Raw genomic sequence first — 17,212 nt, 5'->3', positions numbered from 1 at the left:
GAACATAGCAGGGCGGTTGGGACGCTGCCACCAAACTTGCAGGCAAAAGAGCCCGCCACCTTTCGGCAGCGGGCCAGGGTCTTATGGAGTGCTGGGGATCAAGCCAGCACAGGGCAAACGAGCGCGTAAGCCCGGAGGTTCCGCGATCAAACCATAGGCGTCTGAGGGTGTCGGCGCCCGGCCGCGTCTTGTTAGGGAAATGGCCGGTGCGGTTGGGCTCTTTGGGGTGGCGGACCACACCGGCCAATGCGGGTTTTTGGTTTGGACGTCCCCCGCGCTGCCTAAACTATGGGCACAATAGCAACCGAGCAATTAAGCCTATTGGCTGGACTAAGACTGAAGTCCCAGCCCAGCCGTCTAGCGTCGATCGAACGTAGATTTCCAGTCGCGGTTGCGCTTCGCATTGATTCCTTCGTAATCAGGAACCACAGTGAAAAACACCGGCCGGCGGTCTGGGCCCGCAGCCTTTGCACGACGATCAGCCAACGAGCCTCCGCAACGGAGGCTATTCCTGATCCCGATAGCTGGCAGGCTCGCCTTGCAGTTGACTGCGCGCTGCGCGATGCTGACCCTTGGTGAAAAGGGAGGGGAACTTGCGCGCATTCAACAAAAAGGAAGCCATTAAAAGGGACGACGAATGGCTGCTTTCCACGATCTTTAAGATCAGCGATCCTAACGATCCGACACCATTCTTACAGAGCTTCTGCAATGCACTGCCGGAACGACCATTAATCACAGAAATTAGGGAAGCTGAAGCTTTGCTCAACATGCGAGGCAATAAGGTGAAGAGCTATTGCCTTGAAACCGTGATTGGTCGGTTGCGAGCAGTCAAGATGTCTGAGGGTATGGTTCTTGCGCCATTCGAAGACATCGACATATCCACACAAAAAGGTGGATTTGCTTTCCTGAAGACTGCCCATGCATGCATTCCAATCGAGTGGGAGCGGAGTATGGAGCATATCGGGTACGCAGAGTACGCCGGGACCGTTGGAGTCGAGATGCTTCGAGAAATATCGAAGCCGAAACCAATTAATTTTCACGCAAGGTTCACCCACCCGAGTATGGGGCTCAAGGAGCCTGAAGGTTATTGCTTTCTGTTTCGACTAGAAGATCAGTCCGAGCTCTTTCTGATGATATCTGACAACGGCGCTATCCTAACGGCGCCCGAACCGCCATTTCAAATCATTGCCGGCAGGTCGAAAGAGGAAACAGAAACAGCACTGGCGGATTTTCGTGCCAGAAATCGCGAAGAGCTCGATCCGAGGCGCGCTTTGGCTACCGCGGGAGAGGCAGTTCCGGTTTACATGCCCAAAGACTATCCTCTTATCCGGGAGCTTCCTGGCGCCGACGATATGCCCGCGACTTGGGAAGAGTGGCGCGCAAATTTAGAAGTATCGCATATAGCGAAGCAGCCTGGGTTTGCCCGCTACAACGTGCGCATCAGACCCGACCTGTTCAAAGCATGGCTGGACGCCAATTCGCTTTCGGCGTCAGAGCATTCAAGGAAGCGCTACGCCCAGAATCTGTATGATGATGGGCTAGAGGCTCGACGAAATGCCTTGGAACAGGAGCGACTTGCCCGAGAAAAAGCTGATAGAATAGCTCATCCGCCATTGGTGGATAAAGTGGTAGGCTTCATGCGTGCCTTGGTCAGCTTTCGTAGGCAACCCCCTTCAAGTCGGCACTGACCCCGAACCTCACCAGCGTGCCGATCGCGATCCTAAGCGCTGCGCGTCCAGCCCGACCACGGCTCTCGACAAGCTCGCAGTCGCGCACACTGGGAGCGCAGACTGGCGGTTAGCGTGCCACCGGCTTAAGCGACGCGCGCAGATGATGTCCCGCAATGGGTCAATGCGTCTGGCACCACTATTGCTTGGTCCTCGCCGGCGACGAAGAGGCGTCGTAACACTCTGCCTCGATGTCGAGGGAGGATCACTTTGTTCGTTGATTACTATGAACTTCTGGAAATCAGTCCGAACGCCAACTCGGAAACGATAGAACGGATATTTCGTTATTTTGCCATGCGCTACCATCCCGACAACCGGGATACCGGGGACGAATCCCGCTTTAGTGAAATCGTAGATGCCCACAATACGCTCAAAGATCCGCTCAAGCGCGCGCAGTACGACATCGAGTATAAAGAGCATTTGAACATTCGCCGCGGGTTGAGCGAGGAAGCCAGCAACGCCAAAGGCATAGAACGGGATGCCGTCATTCAGGCCAAAGTGCTCTCGCTCCTCTATGTCAAACGCCGACAAGACGTGAACAATGCTGGTGTTGGCGATACAGAAATCGAGCGCCTGGCAGACTGCCCGCGTGAACATCTGGAGTTTCATCTTTGGTATCTAAAAGCCAAAGGCTGGATAGGAAGGATCGAAAACGGGACGTTTGCGATCACCGTGGAAGGCATCGACCGCACCCATACCGAACTTCGTCGTGAGCCCGCCACCATACTCCTGGACTTCGCAGGCTGAAGCCCTGCACAGCCTCGCCAGTTGCGTTTCCCGCCGGCCGCCGTCCTAGACCCCCGAACCACACCGCGCGTCCTGGCGCCCACCTGTGGCCGCATGCCACCGCAACCAAACCCGCTCTGCCTCTTGCCTGTAGATATGCCTCGCGTCAACAAGCAGCGACAGGTGCGAAATTACTCCCCTGACGTTCTGGGGGATATTGTCCGCCAAAAGAAATAGACCGCCACCAGAGGCAGCGGGCCAATGTTCTCGGCAGAGATTTTGATCAATTCATCGGCGAGCGCTATTCCCCAAGTAGCCGACGCGAGGCTTCCCGTGCTCCTGTCGCGTTCGGCATCGCCACCATCGTGTCGGCCGTGACGATGAACTCGCCACGCATATCTTCTCTTGGCATTCATAGCCGCGCTGGTAGGCGAAGTAATATACCCTGAATAGCCCGGCCGAGACCTCCTCGGAGCAGCGGGTAAGTCGCGCCATCCCTCGATCGGATGAAGCGGGCTCATCTATATTAGCTAACGCTTGACGAGCCGCCGACCGCGCCAGTCAGGCGGATCAATTGGGCTCTAGTCGTCCCGGATATCGGCTTCCAGTCGCGGTTCCGCTCCCTCTGCAGGCCCCTTGGGATGCCCGGTCGCGGCTCGCCCCCCTGCATTTGAGCAGATGAAGAGGCCGGCAGAGGGCAGGACTAAAGTCTTGCATGACAGACGCAAAGGTCTGGGTCAACTGCTTAAGTTCTACCAACACCCATCGGCAGTTCGGTTACTTCAGTCAATCAAGATATATACATACTCCGCAGGATCAGTTTTTAGGCGTGTTCGATCTGCATAAAGATGTCCCCCTATCGAATTCCGCCAAAACTATACGAGGATCGATCAACATCTCCCATGCATGGAATGAACATAGGTATCAGAAAAATGCGGAGAGAAGATTTATATAGCGGGGTATGCCGAAAATATACGGCAACCAAGATGAATAACGGCCACTTGACCGCGGAGAAAAATGAGGTCTATTGTCTTTCCACGGGGAAATATTTGCGGCAGGGTTGGGGGCGCTGCGATGTTTCATTTTTTGCGCGAATTCTGGAATGATCAACGCGGTATCGCGATGATCTTCGTCGCCATTATGTTTCCGGTTCTGATCGGTTTTTCCGTATTGGCGATCGATGTGGCTCGTGTCAACGGGCTCCAAAACGATCTGCAGAAGGGCATCGACGCGATGGCCATTGCCATTGCGGCGGAACTTGACGGCCGGGCGGATTCGATCACCAGAGGCAATCTGGCGGCCGCAACTCTCCTCACCAACAACACCAAGTTTTCTACGGCAGACAATCACACGCTCACTCTTGCAGACGTGAAAATCACTTACCTGACCGGAATACCTGCCAGCGATGACATCCCGTTGACCGCCGATGGCGTCGACGGCAACGGCGTCAACTGGGCAAGCACTGACCCTAAGGCGGTACAATTCGCCGAAGTGACGGTGATTGCCTCTGGTCTGGCGGATGGTGCCGGTGCCTTCGAGACGATCTTCCCTGCAAGCTTCATCGGCAGCGCCGACAAGATCGATATTCAGCCCCAGGCCGTGGCCGGGTTCGTCCAGTCTATCTGCGAAACCGTGCCGATTTTCATGTGCAACCCGTTCGAAACGACGACGCCCGCGACCAGCAAAACCATCCAGCAAGCGTTCGCCGCCGGCCTCACCTATAGCCGCGAATACCGCATCCTCAAGGTTGACTCGAACCCTGGTCCCGGCAACTTCGGACTAATCGACAACAACTTGACCTCGCTGCGAGATGCCCTCGCAATGGGCACCGCAGGCACTTGCTATCAACGCGATAAGCTCACCACGAAAACCGGCGTCACTTTGGGCCAGGTCAACGCTGGGCTCAACGTCCGCTTCGACATCTACAGTTCCTCGCTGAAGAAGAATGACAAGGACTGGCGATATCGGCCGGCGACCAATGTGCGCAAGGGAGTGGACAAAACCGCCAACTGCAACAAATACAAGGCAAACACAGACGGGACGGCAATGGCGCTACCGCCAGGCAATAGCTTCGATTCCGCCACAGGGATGACGAATTCGACCTGGGATCGCAGCAATTATTGGCTGATCAATCACGGTACGGCATACCCCAACGTCCCGAGCACCACCAACCCGACCGGCGCCGCTGTACCGGCTTCCAGATATGACGTCTATAAATACGAGATCGCGAACGGGCTTGTCGGGGACAAGTCCAAGGCGCCGACAAAGGAGACCGGCGTTCCAGCCTGCTTCAAAGGAGCGACGCCAACCCTGGATCCCGATCGCCGGTTGCTCAACATGGCGATCGTCAACTGCATCGCCAACCAGGCCAAGATCAATGGCCATACCCAGCTCAAGCCTGATGGCTATACCAGCGTCTTCATAAACAGCCCCATCCAGAAGCAGGATAACAGCAAGGACGATGAAGATTCTTCGGCCGGCGAGAAGCCAATCAGCCTAGAGATTGTCGACGTCGATGGAGGGTTTGCCAATAACACCCTTGTAGACAAAGCATTCCGAAACGAGGCGCAGCTCTACAGATAGGCGGGACGGGCTCCATCCGCGCCTTCGCCCTAGACTTTGCCGCAAAGCTCGCTGGTGGCCTCGCCATCGGTATCGGCATTGCTATAGGGCACCCACTGGCCGGCTGAGTGTCGGGTCTACCGCTTCGTTCCTTCCTTAAAGCCCAGCTCTAATCTGGCGCCTTGCTGTGGCTTACCAGGCAGCGCTTTTGAACGTCGTCAAAAACACAGTCGTCGCAAGTTGTGCAAATAACGGGATATATCTTCCACCAAAGGGCTATTTCTATAGTTAAGTCGCCAAAATTCCACGCAAAATCATCTGGTTAGCTCGATCATCCAAGCGCTTTCGGAGGTCATTCCAGTTAATGGTGCGTTAAAATCCCTTTGACTCCAGCACTTCTTCAGCGGTAGCTAAATAACCCTCGACGGGGCTTTGAGCATAGGTCGGCTCCGGGGTTGAAAGTCAACAAGGGGGAAGGAACATGCGTAAGTTCATTCAGCAGTTCCGCGATGAAGAGTCCGGCGCCGCGATGGTCGAATATTCTATTCTCGTCGGTATCATCTCTGCAGTGTCGCTGCTCGCGATCCTTGCCATCGGCGGGTGGGTTGGTGATCAGTTCACCGGTCTCTGCGCCAACCTCAACACCAAGGGCGTCACTGCTGGTGGCGGTGCTGGCGGCGATTGCACGCCGTAGTGACTACGCGCGCCGCCGTCCGATTGAACCCGAGCGGCGCACTTCAACTTGGGTCGGTGCGAGCGAATCGCCAGATGGCCAGATAGGTTGGCCTTGGCGTTCGATGAGAACGCTGTTCATTAGCAGTGTCTAAAGATTTTCGATGTAAAATAGGGGCATGGACAATCTGCTAGACGACCTTGAGCATATTCTGACCGCCCCGCGAAGAAGTCTGCAGGACCGTTTTTGGGGACTGTTTCTTCTGGCGGCTGTGGCCGGTGCAATCGCTACCACCACCATGGTCGAGGTACGATTGTGGCTCCAGCCAAAAGCGGAATCTATCGTCATCGAGGACGCCACCACTTCACAGCCGAACTTACCGAAGCCTGCGGATTATCGGACATGGCGTAGGGCGTAGCAGTTCTCAAGTCAGCCGTAACCTTCAGCCTATGCTTTTTTGCCGCGGCGTGACGGCCGTGTCTATCTCAGACCAACGATTCGATCTTCGCGAGGCCATAACTGACGTTGCCGCCGCCTGACGAATAGCTGGAGACGTTCACTATCGCTGCTTCGCTGACGCCGCTCTTGTAGTAGCCATTCCAAGGGGCACCGGGGCTGCTGTCGATCTCAACGGCAGACGTTGCGCTGGTGGTTTTTCTATGACTTCCGACGGCCACGTTTCTTCAGGAAGTGATCGACGCCGATACTCTTGTTGTCGAAGCTGAACGGCAATGCGGCAACCTGACCGTACGGGTTCGACATACCGAGATGGAACGACCGCGGTTCGCTGGTTTTGAGCGCGGTCTGGCAATTGCCGGTCTTTTTATTGCTAGCATCGGCGTCGCGGCAACTGTGGTTCAGGCGTGGGCCGCCGTTGCTTCTTTGCCCTAGTCCGACCCGGTTGAGCGTTTCCCCTCTACATCGCCGCCATCACCGCCTAGATGCTCGCTAGCGCCTCCTGGCGCTACCGGCAGCGCGATATGATCGGCATGGCCGCTTGCCTGCTGATGGCCGCCCAGGGGCCCACATCCGTTTTCCGGTTAGGTCGAGTGAACCAGACCTTCAATCTAAAATGAGCGACTGCTAACATGGCTACAACTTAGGCCGTGCACGATCCAAATTCAGCAAGTCAGGACCATCGACGGCCGTCAATCCCGCGGCGGGAACGAAGTGCCTCAGTCACGAGCCAAGCATGACGAGCCAATCTGGGTACCACGTCTGCTCGACGTTGGGCTAAGACGCAAGCCAGATGATCTGGCACTTGTTAGCCCCGAGGGCAGCTTGAGCTGGCAAGAACTCGAGCGCGCCAGCAAACGCTATTCCGCTGGCTTGCTGGCCTATGGGCTGAAGCCGGGCGATAGAATTGCGTCGCTCATGCCCAATAGCGCTGCGCTGATGATTCACTACCTGGGCTGCTTCAAATCGGGGATCGTGGCAGTACCCTTGAACTACCGATACACGCCTCCCGAGATCGATCATGGACTCAAGACGAGCGGCGCCCGGGCGCTATTGGCCCATGTTGACCGTCAGGAAGACATCACGTCCAGTGTCGCGCGGGACTTGCCACTTGGGGTCATCAACTACGGCTCCGAGCACGATCGCCATTCAAACTTCGCGACGCTCTTGGAGAGCCCGATCGCGCACGAAAATTCGCCTATGCCTGCGCCTACTGATCCTGCGGTTATCTTTTTCACTTCGGGCAGTACCGGCCCGGCAAAGGGCGTAGCCCATAGTTTCGAAAGTCTGGGCAGTATGATTGCCAGCTTCGCACAGGGCTGCCAAACTGCGGCGGACGACATCGTTCTGCTGAGCGGATCCATGTCGCACATCGGAGCGCTCCTGGACGCTCTCATGGGACTCGCAGCCGGCGCTCGTGTCGTCGTCCCGCCAAGCTTCGATGGACCCGGGCTCCTGTTGATGCTGCGCGAGCATCGCCCAACCATACTCATCGCTTTGCCCTCGGTCCTCTTCGGGTTGGTTCGGGCGAAGAATGCCAGGCGCGAAGACTTTTCGTCATTCAGACTGCTCTGTGCCGGCGGCGATAAAGTGCCGCTCGAGCTGGCGCTCGAAGTTACTGCGCTCAGCGGCTTGTCCGTCAATGAGCTGTACGGCATGTCTGAAATTGGAGTTGCCACGATCAACCCTCCTGACGGGCTCAACAAAGCGGGTTCGATCGGGCGTCAGATTGTCGGCTACCAGATATCCATCCGCGACGATAACGGCAATGAACTGCCTCCCGGCGCTCAGGGGCGCCTTTGGATCAATTCGCCTTGCAACATGGTCGGCTATTGGGGTGATGCAGATGCAACGCGTGCCACCATCAGGGATGGCTGGCTGGACACCGGCGATGTGATGAAGATAGACGAGGACGGATACCTTTGGTTCTGCGGGCGGCGAAAACAGATCATCGTACACGATGGCTCGAACATCAGCCCGCAGGACGTCGAGGAAGCCCTTATGCGGCATCCCGCTGTGGCAATCGCCGGAGTTGTCGGGGTCCCTGATACCGTCCATGGCGAAAATGTCCACGCGTTCGTAACTTTCAAGCCAGGCGCCGCGCAGCCAGCCCCGCAGGAGCTTATCCATTTCGCTCGCGCCAGCGTTGGCTATAAGGCACCGGAGAGCGTTTTTTTGCTGGATGAGATGCCCCTCAGCGCCACGGATAAGGTTGATCGGGTGGTGTTGAAGAAGTTGGCGGAGCGCCTTCTGAAATCGGAAGCATCAACAGGGTAGGCATCAGAGGGGAGCTCGCTACTCCTTTCGGGGAGCCTGCTTGCGTTTGCGCTCGACTGGCGCGATGTTGGCCTTGGGGAAAGTGGAGGGGCAAAATGATCTCAAAATCTCACGAGTACACAACGCCAGAAATATTAATTGCCAACACAGCTCTTATCCGATCGCTTTTTCTTATCTTAACGCACCGTGGTGTCTTGAACGATCAACTACTCGATGCGGTGTTCGCGATGACAAAGGAAGATATGAATCTCGGCGTGGGCGTGGATTCGCAGTTCACCAAGGGAGCTTGCGCCTTCGTGGACATGATGCGGGACAACATGAAGCCGAGCGCGCCCAGCCTGAAGACCAAGATGTAGGCGTGGTTCCGATCTACATCGCCGCGATCACCGCCTCGAAGCTCGCTGGCGCCGCCCGGTGAAAATCCGCTCAGCGCTTCTGTAGCCACTCCAAAAGCCCCCGCAGGTCGCTCCCGTGGCGGGCTTTCAATCCGGGACTAATTCGGGCGGAGCCCACTCGCTAGTATCCACGGGGATAATAACCCCAAGCACTCCTGCGGTAGCATAGAACGTGCCAACGACCATGTCGCCAATAGCTACGGCAGACCCTTCTCCAACCTCGGCGGGGGTAGCGGCGGTAGTAGCGGTAGTGGACCCGATCCACTTCTGCCGGGGTACCGTCGTTGTCGAAGGTCTCGGCCTCTGGCGCCTCGAGTTCATCGAGAATGCCGCTTCTGGCGCCTGGAACGCCGGCCACTGCGTCGATAGGCCGAACTGCGCTTGCAAATGCCGCTGCCCCTGCAATACCAAACATTGCTGTCAAGAAGGATCGCCGATCCATACAAATCTCCCGCTCTCGCCTGCAGGAAGAGCAGGCATTTTCCATGCAACGCACCTTGTCAGGCGTAGTTCCCGATCACGCATTGCGGATCTTCGCGCTTCATATCGTTTGCACGGGTAATTTTGTCGCGGTCAGCGCCCTTCGGCGTGATCTCCTCGATCCGTGCCTTGTCGGCGGTCTCCTTCGCCATGGCCAAGGCCTTGTCTTTGTCCTTGGCGGTTAGCGCCGTGCGCCAGTGCGGCTTCTCGAACACGCTGACCACATAGGTTGTTACAGGCTTATCAGGCACCGCTAAAATGTAGCGCACACGCACTGTGTACGAAAGCAAGCCGGATCGCGCCTTAGTTGTGGTTGTCCAACAAGATGGCAAGCTTTCTGGCTGCGGCGCTTTCGACAATCAGTTCCTCCAGCCACATATCGCCGATGCGCGATTTGTTGACGCCACGCCTGATTACACGGAGCGCTTCAGATATCGAAACTGCGGTGGTCTTCGCGTGATCATCAAGATACCGGCCGACTGCAATCACAACATCTGCATCGACGTCGATGGGCAAATCTCGCATGGCACCCTCCCGCTGGGCCGCTGGTGCCTCGCGAAGGAATGGCCGGCGCAGGGGATGCTTGGGGAAGCGAAGCCGCACCGGCCATCGCGATAGCGGGAAAGGCCCCCGCGCTGATAAATCTATATTGTTTTAGAAGTCTCGCAATTGAGACTGAAGTCCCTCGTTTACTGACCCTAAAGACCCACCGTTGCGACCATGGCTTCTCGGCCGTAGTATAGTCGCGCGTGGGGGGTCGAAATGTCTGTTATTTGGGTAGGTGGAACAGCCATCGTTGTTTTGGCGTTCGTCGCGGTCGTGGCCGTGGATTACATGAGCAACCGACCGAAACCACACTGAAGCTGCTGCCGGTTGCCGGGCCGCTTTAATACGCAGCGCCGATCTCGATATGCGGCGCAAAGAAACAGCGTGTGTCGCCCTTCCTGAAACTGCCCTGATCCAGGTTGAGAAATTCCGAGTGATAGATGCAGCGGTGATACTGCCTATCATGGCTATGTTGCACGCGACGAAGCGGGATGAACTCGCCAGTGGGAAGATAGATATAGCCGCCCGGCATTTCTCTGACTTCAGATTGCGGGATCGGTGCGCACTCTGACCCTGCGCAGCAGTCGAAGCCAGTGACGGGGTCCTTCTTCCCGGTATACCATTCGTGAGCCATGGCCTCAGTCGAAACGACGGCCAAGACCGGCACGAGTATCTTGACTGACCTGCGCATATGTCCCCCGCGCGATCGAGCTTAGGCAGTCCGCGCCATCCAGACGCAAAAGAAATGGCCGGCGGGGTGCTTGGGGTTGTAAGCGAGCCGCACCGGCCATTGCGGGATTAGGTTTTCGGGTTGTCCCCGCACTGCCTAAGCTATAGGCATATTAGCGATAGCTCAACTGAGACTGAAGTCCCAACCCCTGCGTAGGAGACCGGTCCGGTCCCAACCATTGAATGAAGGGCGCATCCTTGCCGGTGATGTCCTCGACCGTCTTCAATAGCGCTTCGTGGTGCGCTGGAGCGCCCGGCAATCGTCGCTGCCAGGCGATAGGAGCGGCTGGACGAGCTCTTGTGCAGCCGTTCCGCCTCCACCGGAAAGCGCTCGATTTCAGCCTCTGCAAGCTGCTTGTGAAGTATGGTCCTGGCCCACCACCGTAAGGCAGCGGGCTCGATCGTTTGAACCATTCCGCAATCTCAGCATTGAGGCTATATTGCGTGGCGGAGGCGAAGGGCGATGGATACGGTAACGTCTGCCATTATGGTGCTGTTGTCGTGCAGTCCCGATTTGATGCTATGCCGAGCGCCGGCAGCAAAGCCCATGATCTTTTCGACCACATCCCAATGCGAAGAAGCGCTGGCTGATCAGATATCGAGAGTTCCGCAAACTGGTCAAAAAACGGTCGGACGTTGCCAGGTGATCAGAGATGAGAATGATATCGCGAGATGGGGCGTCTCGCCGAATGGCGAGCTATTCTACGCCAGCGCCACAGACGTGATCGGGACAGTCGCTTCGACCGCAACCCCTGCCCCTGTGAAGAGCCGACCTGCTACAGTGCGCGTCACGCGTGGTAACGGTTCCGGGGCGGTGACAACGTCGTCGTACACCGTACTTAGCACCGGCTCAGAGTGAACCAGGGAAAAAGCCCGCCACGTAAGGCGGAGCTCTCCGACACGCAAGAAGTCACTGTGAGACATGGTCGACTAAGCGGGAACGGCGTATAATTCGCCAGCCGGCGAGCCCCAACCCCGCGCCGGTTAGGCCCGGTGGTCAAACCCCAGCCCCCCGCCCTTGGCCGCTGGGCCGCTAGTAGCCTCGCGAAGGAATGGCCGGTGCAGACGACGAGGGGTTGTAAGCGAGCACCGGCCATCGCGAGAAAAGCCCCCGCTGGTGATAAGTCTATATTACATTAGCAATCGCGCAATTGAGACTGAAGTCCTTGGCTTGCCGGCCCTAAAGACCCAAATCGATCGTAATGAGCTGAGCGAGAGTTTCCAATCGCGGTTGCTCAGCGCCTGCGGCAAGTGGCGGGCGTTCTTAGAGGATTAGGCTGCTATCAGGACGGCGATGCGATGCACCGTCATCAAGCGCTTAGGAAGGTGCTCGGGATTGATGAGGAAAGCGACACCGACGGGAGCGCTTACGCCAAGGCTTCCGCGATCACACCATAGGCGTCTGCATCTCGATTATATTAGCTTGTGCTTGTAGTACCTTTTCCGCCTGGGCCGGCGTCCTCCATCCCAACATCCTGCCCAACGGTGCGCCGGCGGAAAGTGAGGAAGCATGAGCAGCTTGGGCGTATGGGTCGTACTCGCTACGGCGACCATCGCGATCGTTTACCTGTTGTCGTATGTTTCGATCAGAATGTAGGGCAGCAGCGGCCATCATCCTAAAGGTTGTATTCCGACAACTCTAGCGAGAGCGCTATGCTCACTTCTCGGCGTCGCTTCCCTCAAAGCGCCGCCGGTGAAGGCTCGGCGCCCTTTTTGGTTTGTTCAGTGTAAAAAACAGGGCGCCGGGCTGGCCGCACCGGTCGGCTATTGCAACCACATTTGATATTGAAATTCCTCTCGGACGAGCTTTATAAAAATGGACGTTCCCCATTGCTTTCTAGGGAGGCTGCGATGGATAGCGTAACGTCGAACGGCAAGGTTTACCCTTGCGTTGAAGTGGTCGAAGCCTGCGGAGAATGGTTCGTCCGCGTGGTCGAAGACGACCAGGAACTAACCCGATCATTCGAACTGGAATCTTTCGCTCTCGCCTATGCAGAGGGCCAGCGGCTACGCTTAGGGCTTGCCGAATTCACGCGACTGTAGGCTGGACGCAAAAAGAAATGGCCGGTGCGAGGGTGCTTAGGTTGTGAGCGCACCGGCCATTGCGGCATAGGCCTTTTTTGTAGCCTGTCCCCGTCGATGGCACCTAAGGGCGCACCTCACAGACCGCCAGATCCACCCCCAGCCCAGGTGACTATCTGGGAAAGACCGGCGATGTCGCCATAGATCATCGAACCTTTGACGAGAAAACATTTGTCACCCAGGACTTCGAAGAGGTGGTTTGACGCGGTGCAAACCGGCAGGTCCACCTTGCGGCCCTTGGCATCGGCATGGCCGATGCTGATCGCGAGGATAGCGATAGCAATGAGAGTAGTATTGCTCATATTTAGCCCCCCTAGAGCTAGCAGGCCCCTTGGGCAGCAAAACCGGATTGCCGCCCTTTGCCTTGCCATCAAGTGGAGCAGCGGGATAAGTCGCGCCATCCCTCGATTGGATGACGCGGGCTCATCTATATTAGCTAGCGCTGATTGACGTCGCTGACCGCGAGGTTGGACATAGGCCGACGCGAGCCTCGCCATCGTCCACGCTGGCGCATATTAGCAACAGGCTGTATTATACCTGCTGGAACTCTTTGAGGGAGGTTCCGATGCGAATGGTGCTCGTCGTCATCGCCTTGGCTGTCGCCTTCGTCATTTGGGATAGGCTGGCGAATGTCGGCCGGTACACGGCTGCCGTTGAACGCAGTTTCCGGGAGGCAACCGCCGATCTACCAAGCGGTTATGGCACCGGGATCACATTTGACGACCTCGCGAAGCGCTGAACTGTACGAGGATGCCCGCCGTAAGTTTCACTCGCCGGCCAAAGCATCGCTGCCTTTCGGTGCGTCGGGGCCTGATGCAACGAGCACCTCCACATAGCCGGCGTAGATCATGTCACTTTCACGTTGGCGATCGAAAGGTTCGCCGCGCAACGTGACCTTTCCATTCCTTAGATCCGTCTCACCTATGATGCTGAAATGAGGTTGTTCCTTGCTCTGGCGGTGGTTTCGGCCTTGGCTGGCTGCGCGCCCCAGCCTGATGACTCCAAGACCTATACGCTGTACCGAAGCTCCGCTGCCGCCGAAATGCGTATCCATGTGGCCACGTTCGATGCGACCGAGGCGGAGGCATACAACAGAGAGAATTGTCAACTTGCGGCCAGTCTGTTTCGGGCGCAACCCGGTGTCGTTGTTCGGTATTGGTGCGAGAAAGGGCGATACAGAGGGTAGCTCGGCCTCCCACCTCGACCTACTTCCAATGCATGTGCCGGCTATCCCAATCGCTAATTTGATCGAATGGGCCCGTTCTACTAGCGTGCCAACATTGGCGCTCGTAGCTCAATCTAGGACAGAGCGGGACCTTCCCGGGCAGATGCAGGTTCGAGCCCTGCCGAGTGCACCAAACCCGTTCGCTGGTGGGGCTGCGGGCCGAGTGCCTTGTCAACAAGATCAGTGCCGCCAATGCCCTCCCCACCCGGCGTCAGAGCGTTGGTTAAAGTCATTCCATTCCATGGATGTCCTGCACGATGCCATGAACTCGCCCTTGGGCGCAGCTTCGGCCATGTTCGTTGGCTCGACCGCTACGGCGGCGGCGGTTGAAGCAGCCGCCGCGGTTGAGAGCGGGCGGCCTTCGGCGGCTGCTCGAACAATGGTGTTCGGCATCGGATCTTCGCCAATTCAGTTTTAGTGTGAGGATCCAGCGCTTCCGCAAGGACAAGAATTCTGATATCACGGTTCTTATGCCAAAGCAAGAAACCGTGGTATCAAAGAAACGGCGGGGACCGGCCCCGACTGGAAAGGGCGTGCCAATCATGGTCCGCCTTCAACCGGACATGCTCGCGGGCGTCGATCAATTTGCTGCCGAGCATGATGTTTCGCGACCTGAGGCCGTCCGACTGATCATTCGTGACTGGTCGATCAGATACCAGGTACTGAAGGCAGAGTGAAACCCTGGACGACTTCCCGCGTGCCCAGCCGGGGTCGAGGTCATTGCCAAGAATGGCGGCGGCGGGGTGATGTTCAAGATGGGTGACGGGAAATAGGTAGCGGAGGCCAGGGTTAGTGGTCCGGCAGGTAATTCTTCGAAGATGGTGCGGGACGGTGCGCACGCAGATGGCCGCCGAATACGCGCGCTACGTGGCAGGGACCGGTGGCGACGAGCTTGGCGCCACCAAAGGCAATCTCGGTCACCAGATCACGCTGCGCGACCTCAGCGACGGCGTTACGGAGATATGCGCTCTGAGCTGGTGGACCGATATGGAAGCGGTAAAGGCCTATGCGGGCGATCAACCTGAGCGGGCCCACTACTATCCCAAGGACGATCAGTACCTGATCAACAAGCCGGAATTCGTCGAGCATCACGTCGTCGTCAGTGGCGACCTCCTCAGCCCGTAGCGATCTTACCAGGGTATCCCTGCCCAGTCAGGCTGGTCCTCCTCTCCTCGCAGGTACCTCACGCTCCGGAGAGACTTTTTCGCACGACGGCGTTTGGCAAAATCAGCCAGATCCCGCCACGTCGATAACAGCCTTGATCAGACCGGACTTCTGCTGCGCCCAGATCGCAATATCGCGAGGGCTGTTACGCAGAGTCGTACGATGCGTGACGAGTTCGTCGATTGGTATTTTTCCGGCGCGGATCGAAGCCATGACGTGCTGAAAGTCGGCGCGCGTCGCGTTGCGACTGCCGATCAGCATCATTTCCCGCTTGTGGAACTCTGGGTCGGAGAAGGTTATGTCGTCCTGCACGACGCTGACCATCACCATGACGCCGCCATGGGCAACATAGGCGAAGGCAGACCGCATCGAACGGCTGTTTCCCGTTGCATCGAAGACCACATCGAAACCTGTCCTGGCAGTTCGCTCCGCTATCGTCTCGACAATCGAACCCGTCGACCCGTCGATCACCAGAAAACCCTGCCTTGCGGCAAAAGCCAGCCGCTCGGCATCGACGTCCATGACGGTCACGCACTGCCGCGCTATGCGGGCAAAAAGCGCGGTACCGAGGCCGATTGGCCCTGCGCCGATAACCAAAGTGCGGCTGCCCGGCCCGGCCATGGATCTGCGGACCGCGTGCGCACCGATGGCCAGGAACTCGACCGCCGCCGCCTCGACCAATGACAGACCGGTCGCTGGAATGAGGTTCTGCGCCGGCACGAGAATCTGTTCGCTCATGGCACCGTCACGGTGCACGCCAAGCACCTCGATCGCGAGGCAGCAGTTCGGCTTGCCCTGGCGGCAGGCAGGACAATTGCCGCAGGCAAGATAGGGGTTGACGACGACGTGTTGCCCGACCGCCATGTCCACGGGCCCATTGATTGCCGCAATTGTTCCCGAAACCTCATGGCCCATGACGCGTGGGTAGGCGAGGTACGGATGCTTGCCCTGGAAGATGTGGTAATCGGTTCCGCAGATGCCGACGTGGGCGACGTTGACCAGCACCCAGCCTTCCGGCGGAGCGCCTGGCGCTGCCTGTTCCTCGAACGCCAGCCTGCCGGGCTCGGCGCATCGGACGATCTTGATGGTGGCGTCCATAAGTGTAATTCCACCCCTTCGCTAACGGCATAATTCCTGGAGTGCGGAAACAGGAAGTGGTCCGGAGGTGCAATCCACCGGACCACTGGTGGATCACTCGAAGTCCTTGACGTTCTGCAGCGTCACGAGACCGGCGCCGGTGTCCACATTGGCCTCGACGGCTTCCCCGCGGATCGCCTTGACGACCGTGTCTATGCCAAGCTCACCCATTTTTGCTGGAAATTGCGCAACGCTGGCATCTTCCGCGCCCGACTTGATCGCTTCGATCTCACCGCAGCAGGCGTCGAAGCCGACCAGGATGATCTTGTCGTTGGCGATGCCCGCATTGCTGATCGATTTGACGGCGCCCGGGATTGGCGGGCCGCAGGCCGAGTAGATCGCCTTGAGATCGGGATTGGCGGTCAGGATGTCTTCGGTCACCGACGTGCCAAGTTCGAGCGTGCAATTGGTTGCACCCTTGCCGACGACATCGATCTTGACGTCGCCGAGGCCCTCCATCATGCCGGTCACCCGGTCGTCGAGTGCCGGCACTCCGGGAACGCCTTGCAGGATGCCGACCTTGTCGCCGCTCTTGAGCACGGTCTTGAGGTACTCTCCGGCGATCTTGCCGCCGTTGAGATTGTTGGTCGAGACCAGCGCTGTCTGGCCTTTCCAGTCCGGGATGCTGTTGTCGACGAGAACCACCTTGATGCCGGCGGCGACCGCCTTGTCGAGCGCCGGCGCAACGGTCGGATCGACCGGAGTGATCGCCAGACCCTTGACGCCTTGCGTGATCATGGACTCGATCAGCGCGATCTGCCCTTCGATGTCGGTAGCCGCCTGGCCCTGGCCGGTAACCAGCTCGATCTCGGGATGGGCGGCGGCGTATTTCTTGGCTGCATCCTCCATGGTCGAGTAGAACGGCACCGGGAATTTCGTAATCAGGCCGATCTTGATCTTGTCGGCGGCCGAAGCCGGCATCGCAAACGCAACGGCGATCGCCAGCCCGGTGAACAGTTTTCGGTTCATTGGCATTCCATTCCTCCCTTGGATTGAGGCGTCTTCCGGCGGAAGTCGCTTCAGGCATTTGCGG

Annotated in this window: 17 protein-coding genes and 1 tRNA gene; 12 read left to right on the top strand and 6 right to left on the bottom strand. The window is 57.8% G+C overall.

What is annotated here, in order from left to right; translation table 11 throughout:
- The first annotated feature begins 593 nt into the window (after positions 1–593).
- The 7 genes from AC1D2G_RS23870 to AC1D2G_RS23840 all read left to right on the top strand — a co-directional run bounded on the left by AC1D2G_RS23870 (position 594) and on the right by AC1D2G_RS23840 (position 8,777).
- Positions 594–1,688: a hypothetical protein gene (locus AC1D2G_RS23870; protein WP_477417038.1), complete on the top strand. Its 1,095-nt coding sequence runs from the start codon at positions 594–596 to the stop codon at positions 1,686–1,688.
- Positions 1,689–1,937: 249 nt separating this feature from the next.
- Positions 1,938–2,474 (top strand): DnaJ domain-containing protein, encoded by a 537-nt coding sequence (locus AC1D2G_RS23865; RefSeq protein WP_477417036.1) that lies wholly within the window; start codon positions 1,938–1,940, stop codon positions 2,472–2,474.
- Positions 2,475–3,527: 1,053 nt separating this feature from the next.
- The gene (locus tag AC1D2G_RS23860) at positions 3,528–5,036 is read left to right on the top strand and encodes a TadE/TadG family type IV pilus assembly protein (protein ID WP_477417034.1); all 1,509 of its coding nucleotides are present in this window, start codon (positions 3,528–3,530) and stop codon (positions 5,034–5,036) included.
- A 460-nt stretch (positions 5,037–5,496) separates the two neighbouring features.
- The gene (locus AC1D2G_RS23855) at positions 5,497–5,709 is read left to right on the top strand and encodes a Flp family type IVb pilin (protein WP_457154884.1); all 213 of its coding nucleotides are present in this window, start codon (positions 5,497–5,499) and stop codon (positions 5,707–5,709) included.
- A 157-nt stretch (positions 5,710–5,866) separates the two neighbouring features.
- The gene (locus tag AC1D2G_RS23850) at positions 5,867–6,106 is read left to right on the top strand and encodes a hypothetical protein (protein WP_477417032.1); all 240 of its coding nucleotides are present in this window, start codon (positions 5,867–5,869) and stop codon (positions 6,104–6,106) included.
- Positions 6,107–6,858: 752 nt separating this feature from the next.
- Positions 6,859–8,421 (top strand): class I adenylate-forming enzyme family protein, encoded by a 1,563-nt coding sequence (locus tag AC1D2G_RS23845; protein WP_477417030.1) that lies wholly within the window; start codon positions 6,859–6,861, stop codon positions 8,419–8,421.
- A gap of 95 nt (positions 8,422–8,516) precedes the next feature.
- Complete coding sequence (locus AC1D2G_RS23840) at positions 8,517–8,777, top strand: hypothetical protein (RefSeq protein ID WP_477288202.1); 261 nt, start codon at positions 8,517–8,519, stop codon at positions 8,775–8,777.
- A 539-nt stretch (positions 8,778–9,316) separates the two neighbouring features.
- On the opposite strand, the gene AC1D2G_RS23835 is transcribed toward AC1D2G_RS23840, so the two are convergent.
- Together AC1D2G_RS23835 and AC1D2G_RS23830 are read right to left on the bottom strand one after the other, a co-directional pair.
- On the bottom strand, positions 9,317–9,586 hold the full coding sequence (locus AC1D2G_RS23835) for a hypothetical protein (RefSeq protein WP_477417028.1): 270 nt from the start codon (positions 9,584–9,586) through the stop codon (positions 9,317–9,319).
- 13 nt (positions 9,587–9,599) lie between these two features.
- A complete protein-coding gene (locus tag AC1D2G_RS23830; RefSeq protein ID WP_477417026.1) occupies positions 9,600–9,821 on the bottom strand; it encodes a hypothetical protein in 222 nt (73 codons plus the stop codon).
- A 2,601-nt stretch (positions 9,822–12,422) separates the two neighbouring features.
- Between AC1D2G_RS23830 and AC1D2G_RS23825 the strand changes: the two genes are divergently transcribed.
- Positions 12,423–12,614 (top strand): hypothetical protein, encoded by a 192-nt coding sequence (locus AC1D2G_RS23825; protein WP_477288192.1) that lies wholly within the window; start codon positions 12,423–12,425, stop codon positions 12,612–12,614.
- A 116-nt stretch (positions 12,615–12,730) separates the two neighbouring features.
- Here AC1D2G_RS23825 and AC1D2G_RS23820 read toward each other — a convergent pair whose 3' ends face one another.
- Positions 12,731–12,955: a hypothetical protein gene (locus AC1D2G_RS23820; RefSeq protein ID WP_095087600.1), complete on the bottom strand. Its 225-nt coding sequence runs from the start codon at positions 12,953–12,955 to the stop codon at positions 12,731–12,733.
- Between the two features lie 263 nt (positions 12,956–13,218).
- Between AC1D2G_RS23820 and AC1D2G_RS23815 the strand changes: the two genes are divergently transcribed.
- Complete coding sequence (locus tag AC1D2G_RS23815; protein ID WP_477417024.1) at positions 13,219–13,392, top strand: hypothetical protein; 174 nt, start codon at positions 13,219–13,221, stop codon at positions 13,390–13,392.
- A 27-nt stretch (positions 13,393–13,419) separates the two neighbouring features.
- Here the strand turns inward: AC1D2G_RS23815 and AC1D2G_RS23810 are convergent, their stop codons facing one another.
- Entirely contained in the window at positions 13,420–13,707 is a 288-nt protein-coding gene (locus tag AC1D2G_RS23810; RefSeq protein ID WP_477417022.1) for a hypothetical protein, read from the bottom strand.
- 229 nt (positions 13,708–13,936) lie between these two features.
- Between AC1D2G_RS23810 and AC1D2G_RS23805 the strand changes: the two genes are divergently transcribed.
- The 3 genes from AC1D2G_RS23805 (at position 13,937) to AC1D2G_RS23795 (ending at position 15,003) form a co-directional block, all read left to right on the top strand.
- A tRNA-Gly gene (locus AC1D2G_RS23805) sits at positions 13,937–14,011 on the top strand.
- 193 nt (positions 14,012–14,204) lie between these two features.
- Entirely contained in the window at positions 14,205–14,555 is a 351-nt protein-coding gene (locus AC1D2G_RS23800; RefSeq protein WP_477304256.1) for a ribbon-helix-helix domain-containing protein, read from the top strand.
- A 154-nt stretch (positions 14,556–14,709) separates the two neighbouring features.
- Positions 14,710–15,003 carry a hypothetical protein gene (locus tag AC1D2G_RS23795; RefSeq protein WP_477304258.1) on the top strand — a complete coding sequence of 98 codons (294 nt, stop codon included), beginning with the start codon at positions 14,710–14,712 and terminating at the stop codon, positions 15,001–15,003.
- A gap of 102 nt (positions 15,004–15,105) precedes the next feature.
- Here AC1D2G_RS23795 and AC1D2G_RS23790 read toward each other — a convergent pair whose 3' ends face one another.
- Positions 15,106–16,128, bottom strand: coding sequence for a zinc-binding alcohol dehydrogenase family protein (locus AC1D2G_RS23790; protein WP_477417157.1), 1,023 nt, complete (start codon positions 16,126–16,128; stop codon positions 15,106–15,108).
- Positions 16,129–16,233: 105 nt separating this feature from the next.
- Complete coding sequence (locus AC1D2G_RS23785; protein WP_457154369.1) at positions 16,234–17,148, bottom strand: sugar ABC transporter substrate-binding protein; 915 nt, start codon at positions 17,146–17,148, stop codon at positions 16,234–16,236.
- Positions 17,149–17,212: the final 64 nt, after the last annotated feature.

The sequence above is a fragment of the Mesorhizobium sp. P2_C7 genome, assembly GCF_056404515.1.
The sequence above is the reverse complement of the archived record's forward strand: the minus strand, read 5'-3'. Positions and strand labels throughout refer to the sequence as shown.

Excerpts from the sequence above, each read along its gene's own strand:
- AC1D2G_RS23850 (WP_477417032.1), top strand. The coding sequence starts at position 5,867 with ATGGACAATCTGCTAGACGACCTTGAGCATATTCTGACCGCCCCGCGA.
- AC1D2G_RS23810 (WP_477417022.1), bottom strand. The coding sequence starts at position 13,707 with ATGGATACGCATTTCGGCGGCAGCGGAGCTTCGGTACAGCGTATAGGT.
- AC1D2G_RS23840 (WP_477288202.1), top strand. The coding sequence starts at position 8,517 with ATGATCTCAAAATCTCACGAGTACACAACGCCAGAAATATTAATTGCC.
- AC1D2G_RS23820 (WP_095087600.1), bottom strand. The coding sequence starts at position 12,955 with ATGAGCAATACTACTCTCATTGCTATCGCTATCCTCGCGATCAGCATC.
- AC1D2G_RS23860 (WP_477417034.1), top strand. The coding sequence starts at position 3,528 with ATGTTTCATTTTTTGCGCGAATTCTGGAATGATCAACGCGGTATCGCG.
- AC1D2G_RS23855 (WP_457154884.1), top strand. The coding sequence starts at position 5,497 with ATGCGTAAGTTCATTCAGCAGTTCCGCGATGAAGAGTCCGGCGCCGCG.
- AC1D2G_RS23830 (WP_477417026.1), bottom strand. The coding sequence starts at position 9,821 with ATGCGAGATTTGCCCATCGACGTCGATGCAGATGTTGTGATTGCAGTC.
- AC1D2G_RS23785 (WP_457154369.1), bottom strand. The coding sequence starts at position 17,148 with ATGAACCGAAAACTGTTCACCGGGCTGGCGATCGCCGTTGCGTTTGCG.
- AC1D2G_RS23825 (WP_477288192.1), top strand. The coding sequence starts at position 12,423 with ATGGATAGCGTAACGTCGAACGGCAAGGTTTACCCTTGCGTTGAAGTG.
- AC1D2G_RS23815 (WP_477417024.1), top strand. The coding sequence starts at position 13,219 with ATGCGAATGGTGCTCGTCGTCATCGCCTTGGCTGTCGCCTTCGTCATT.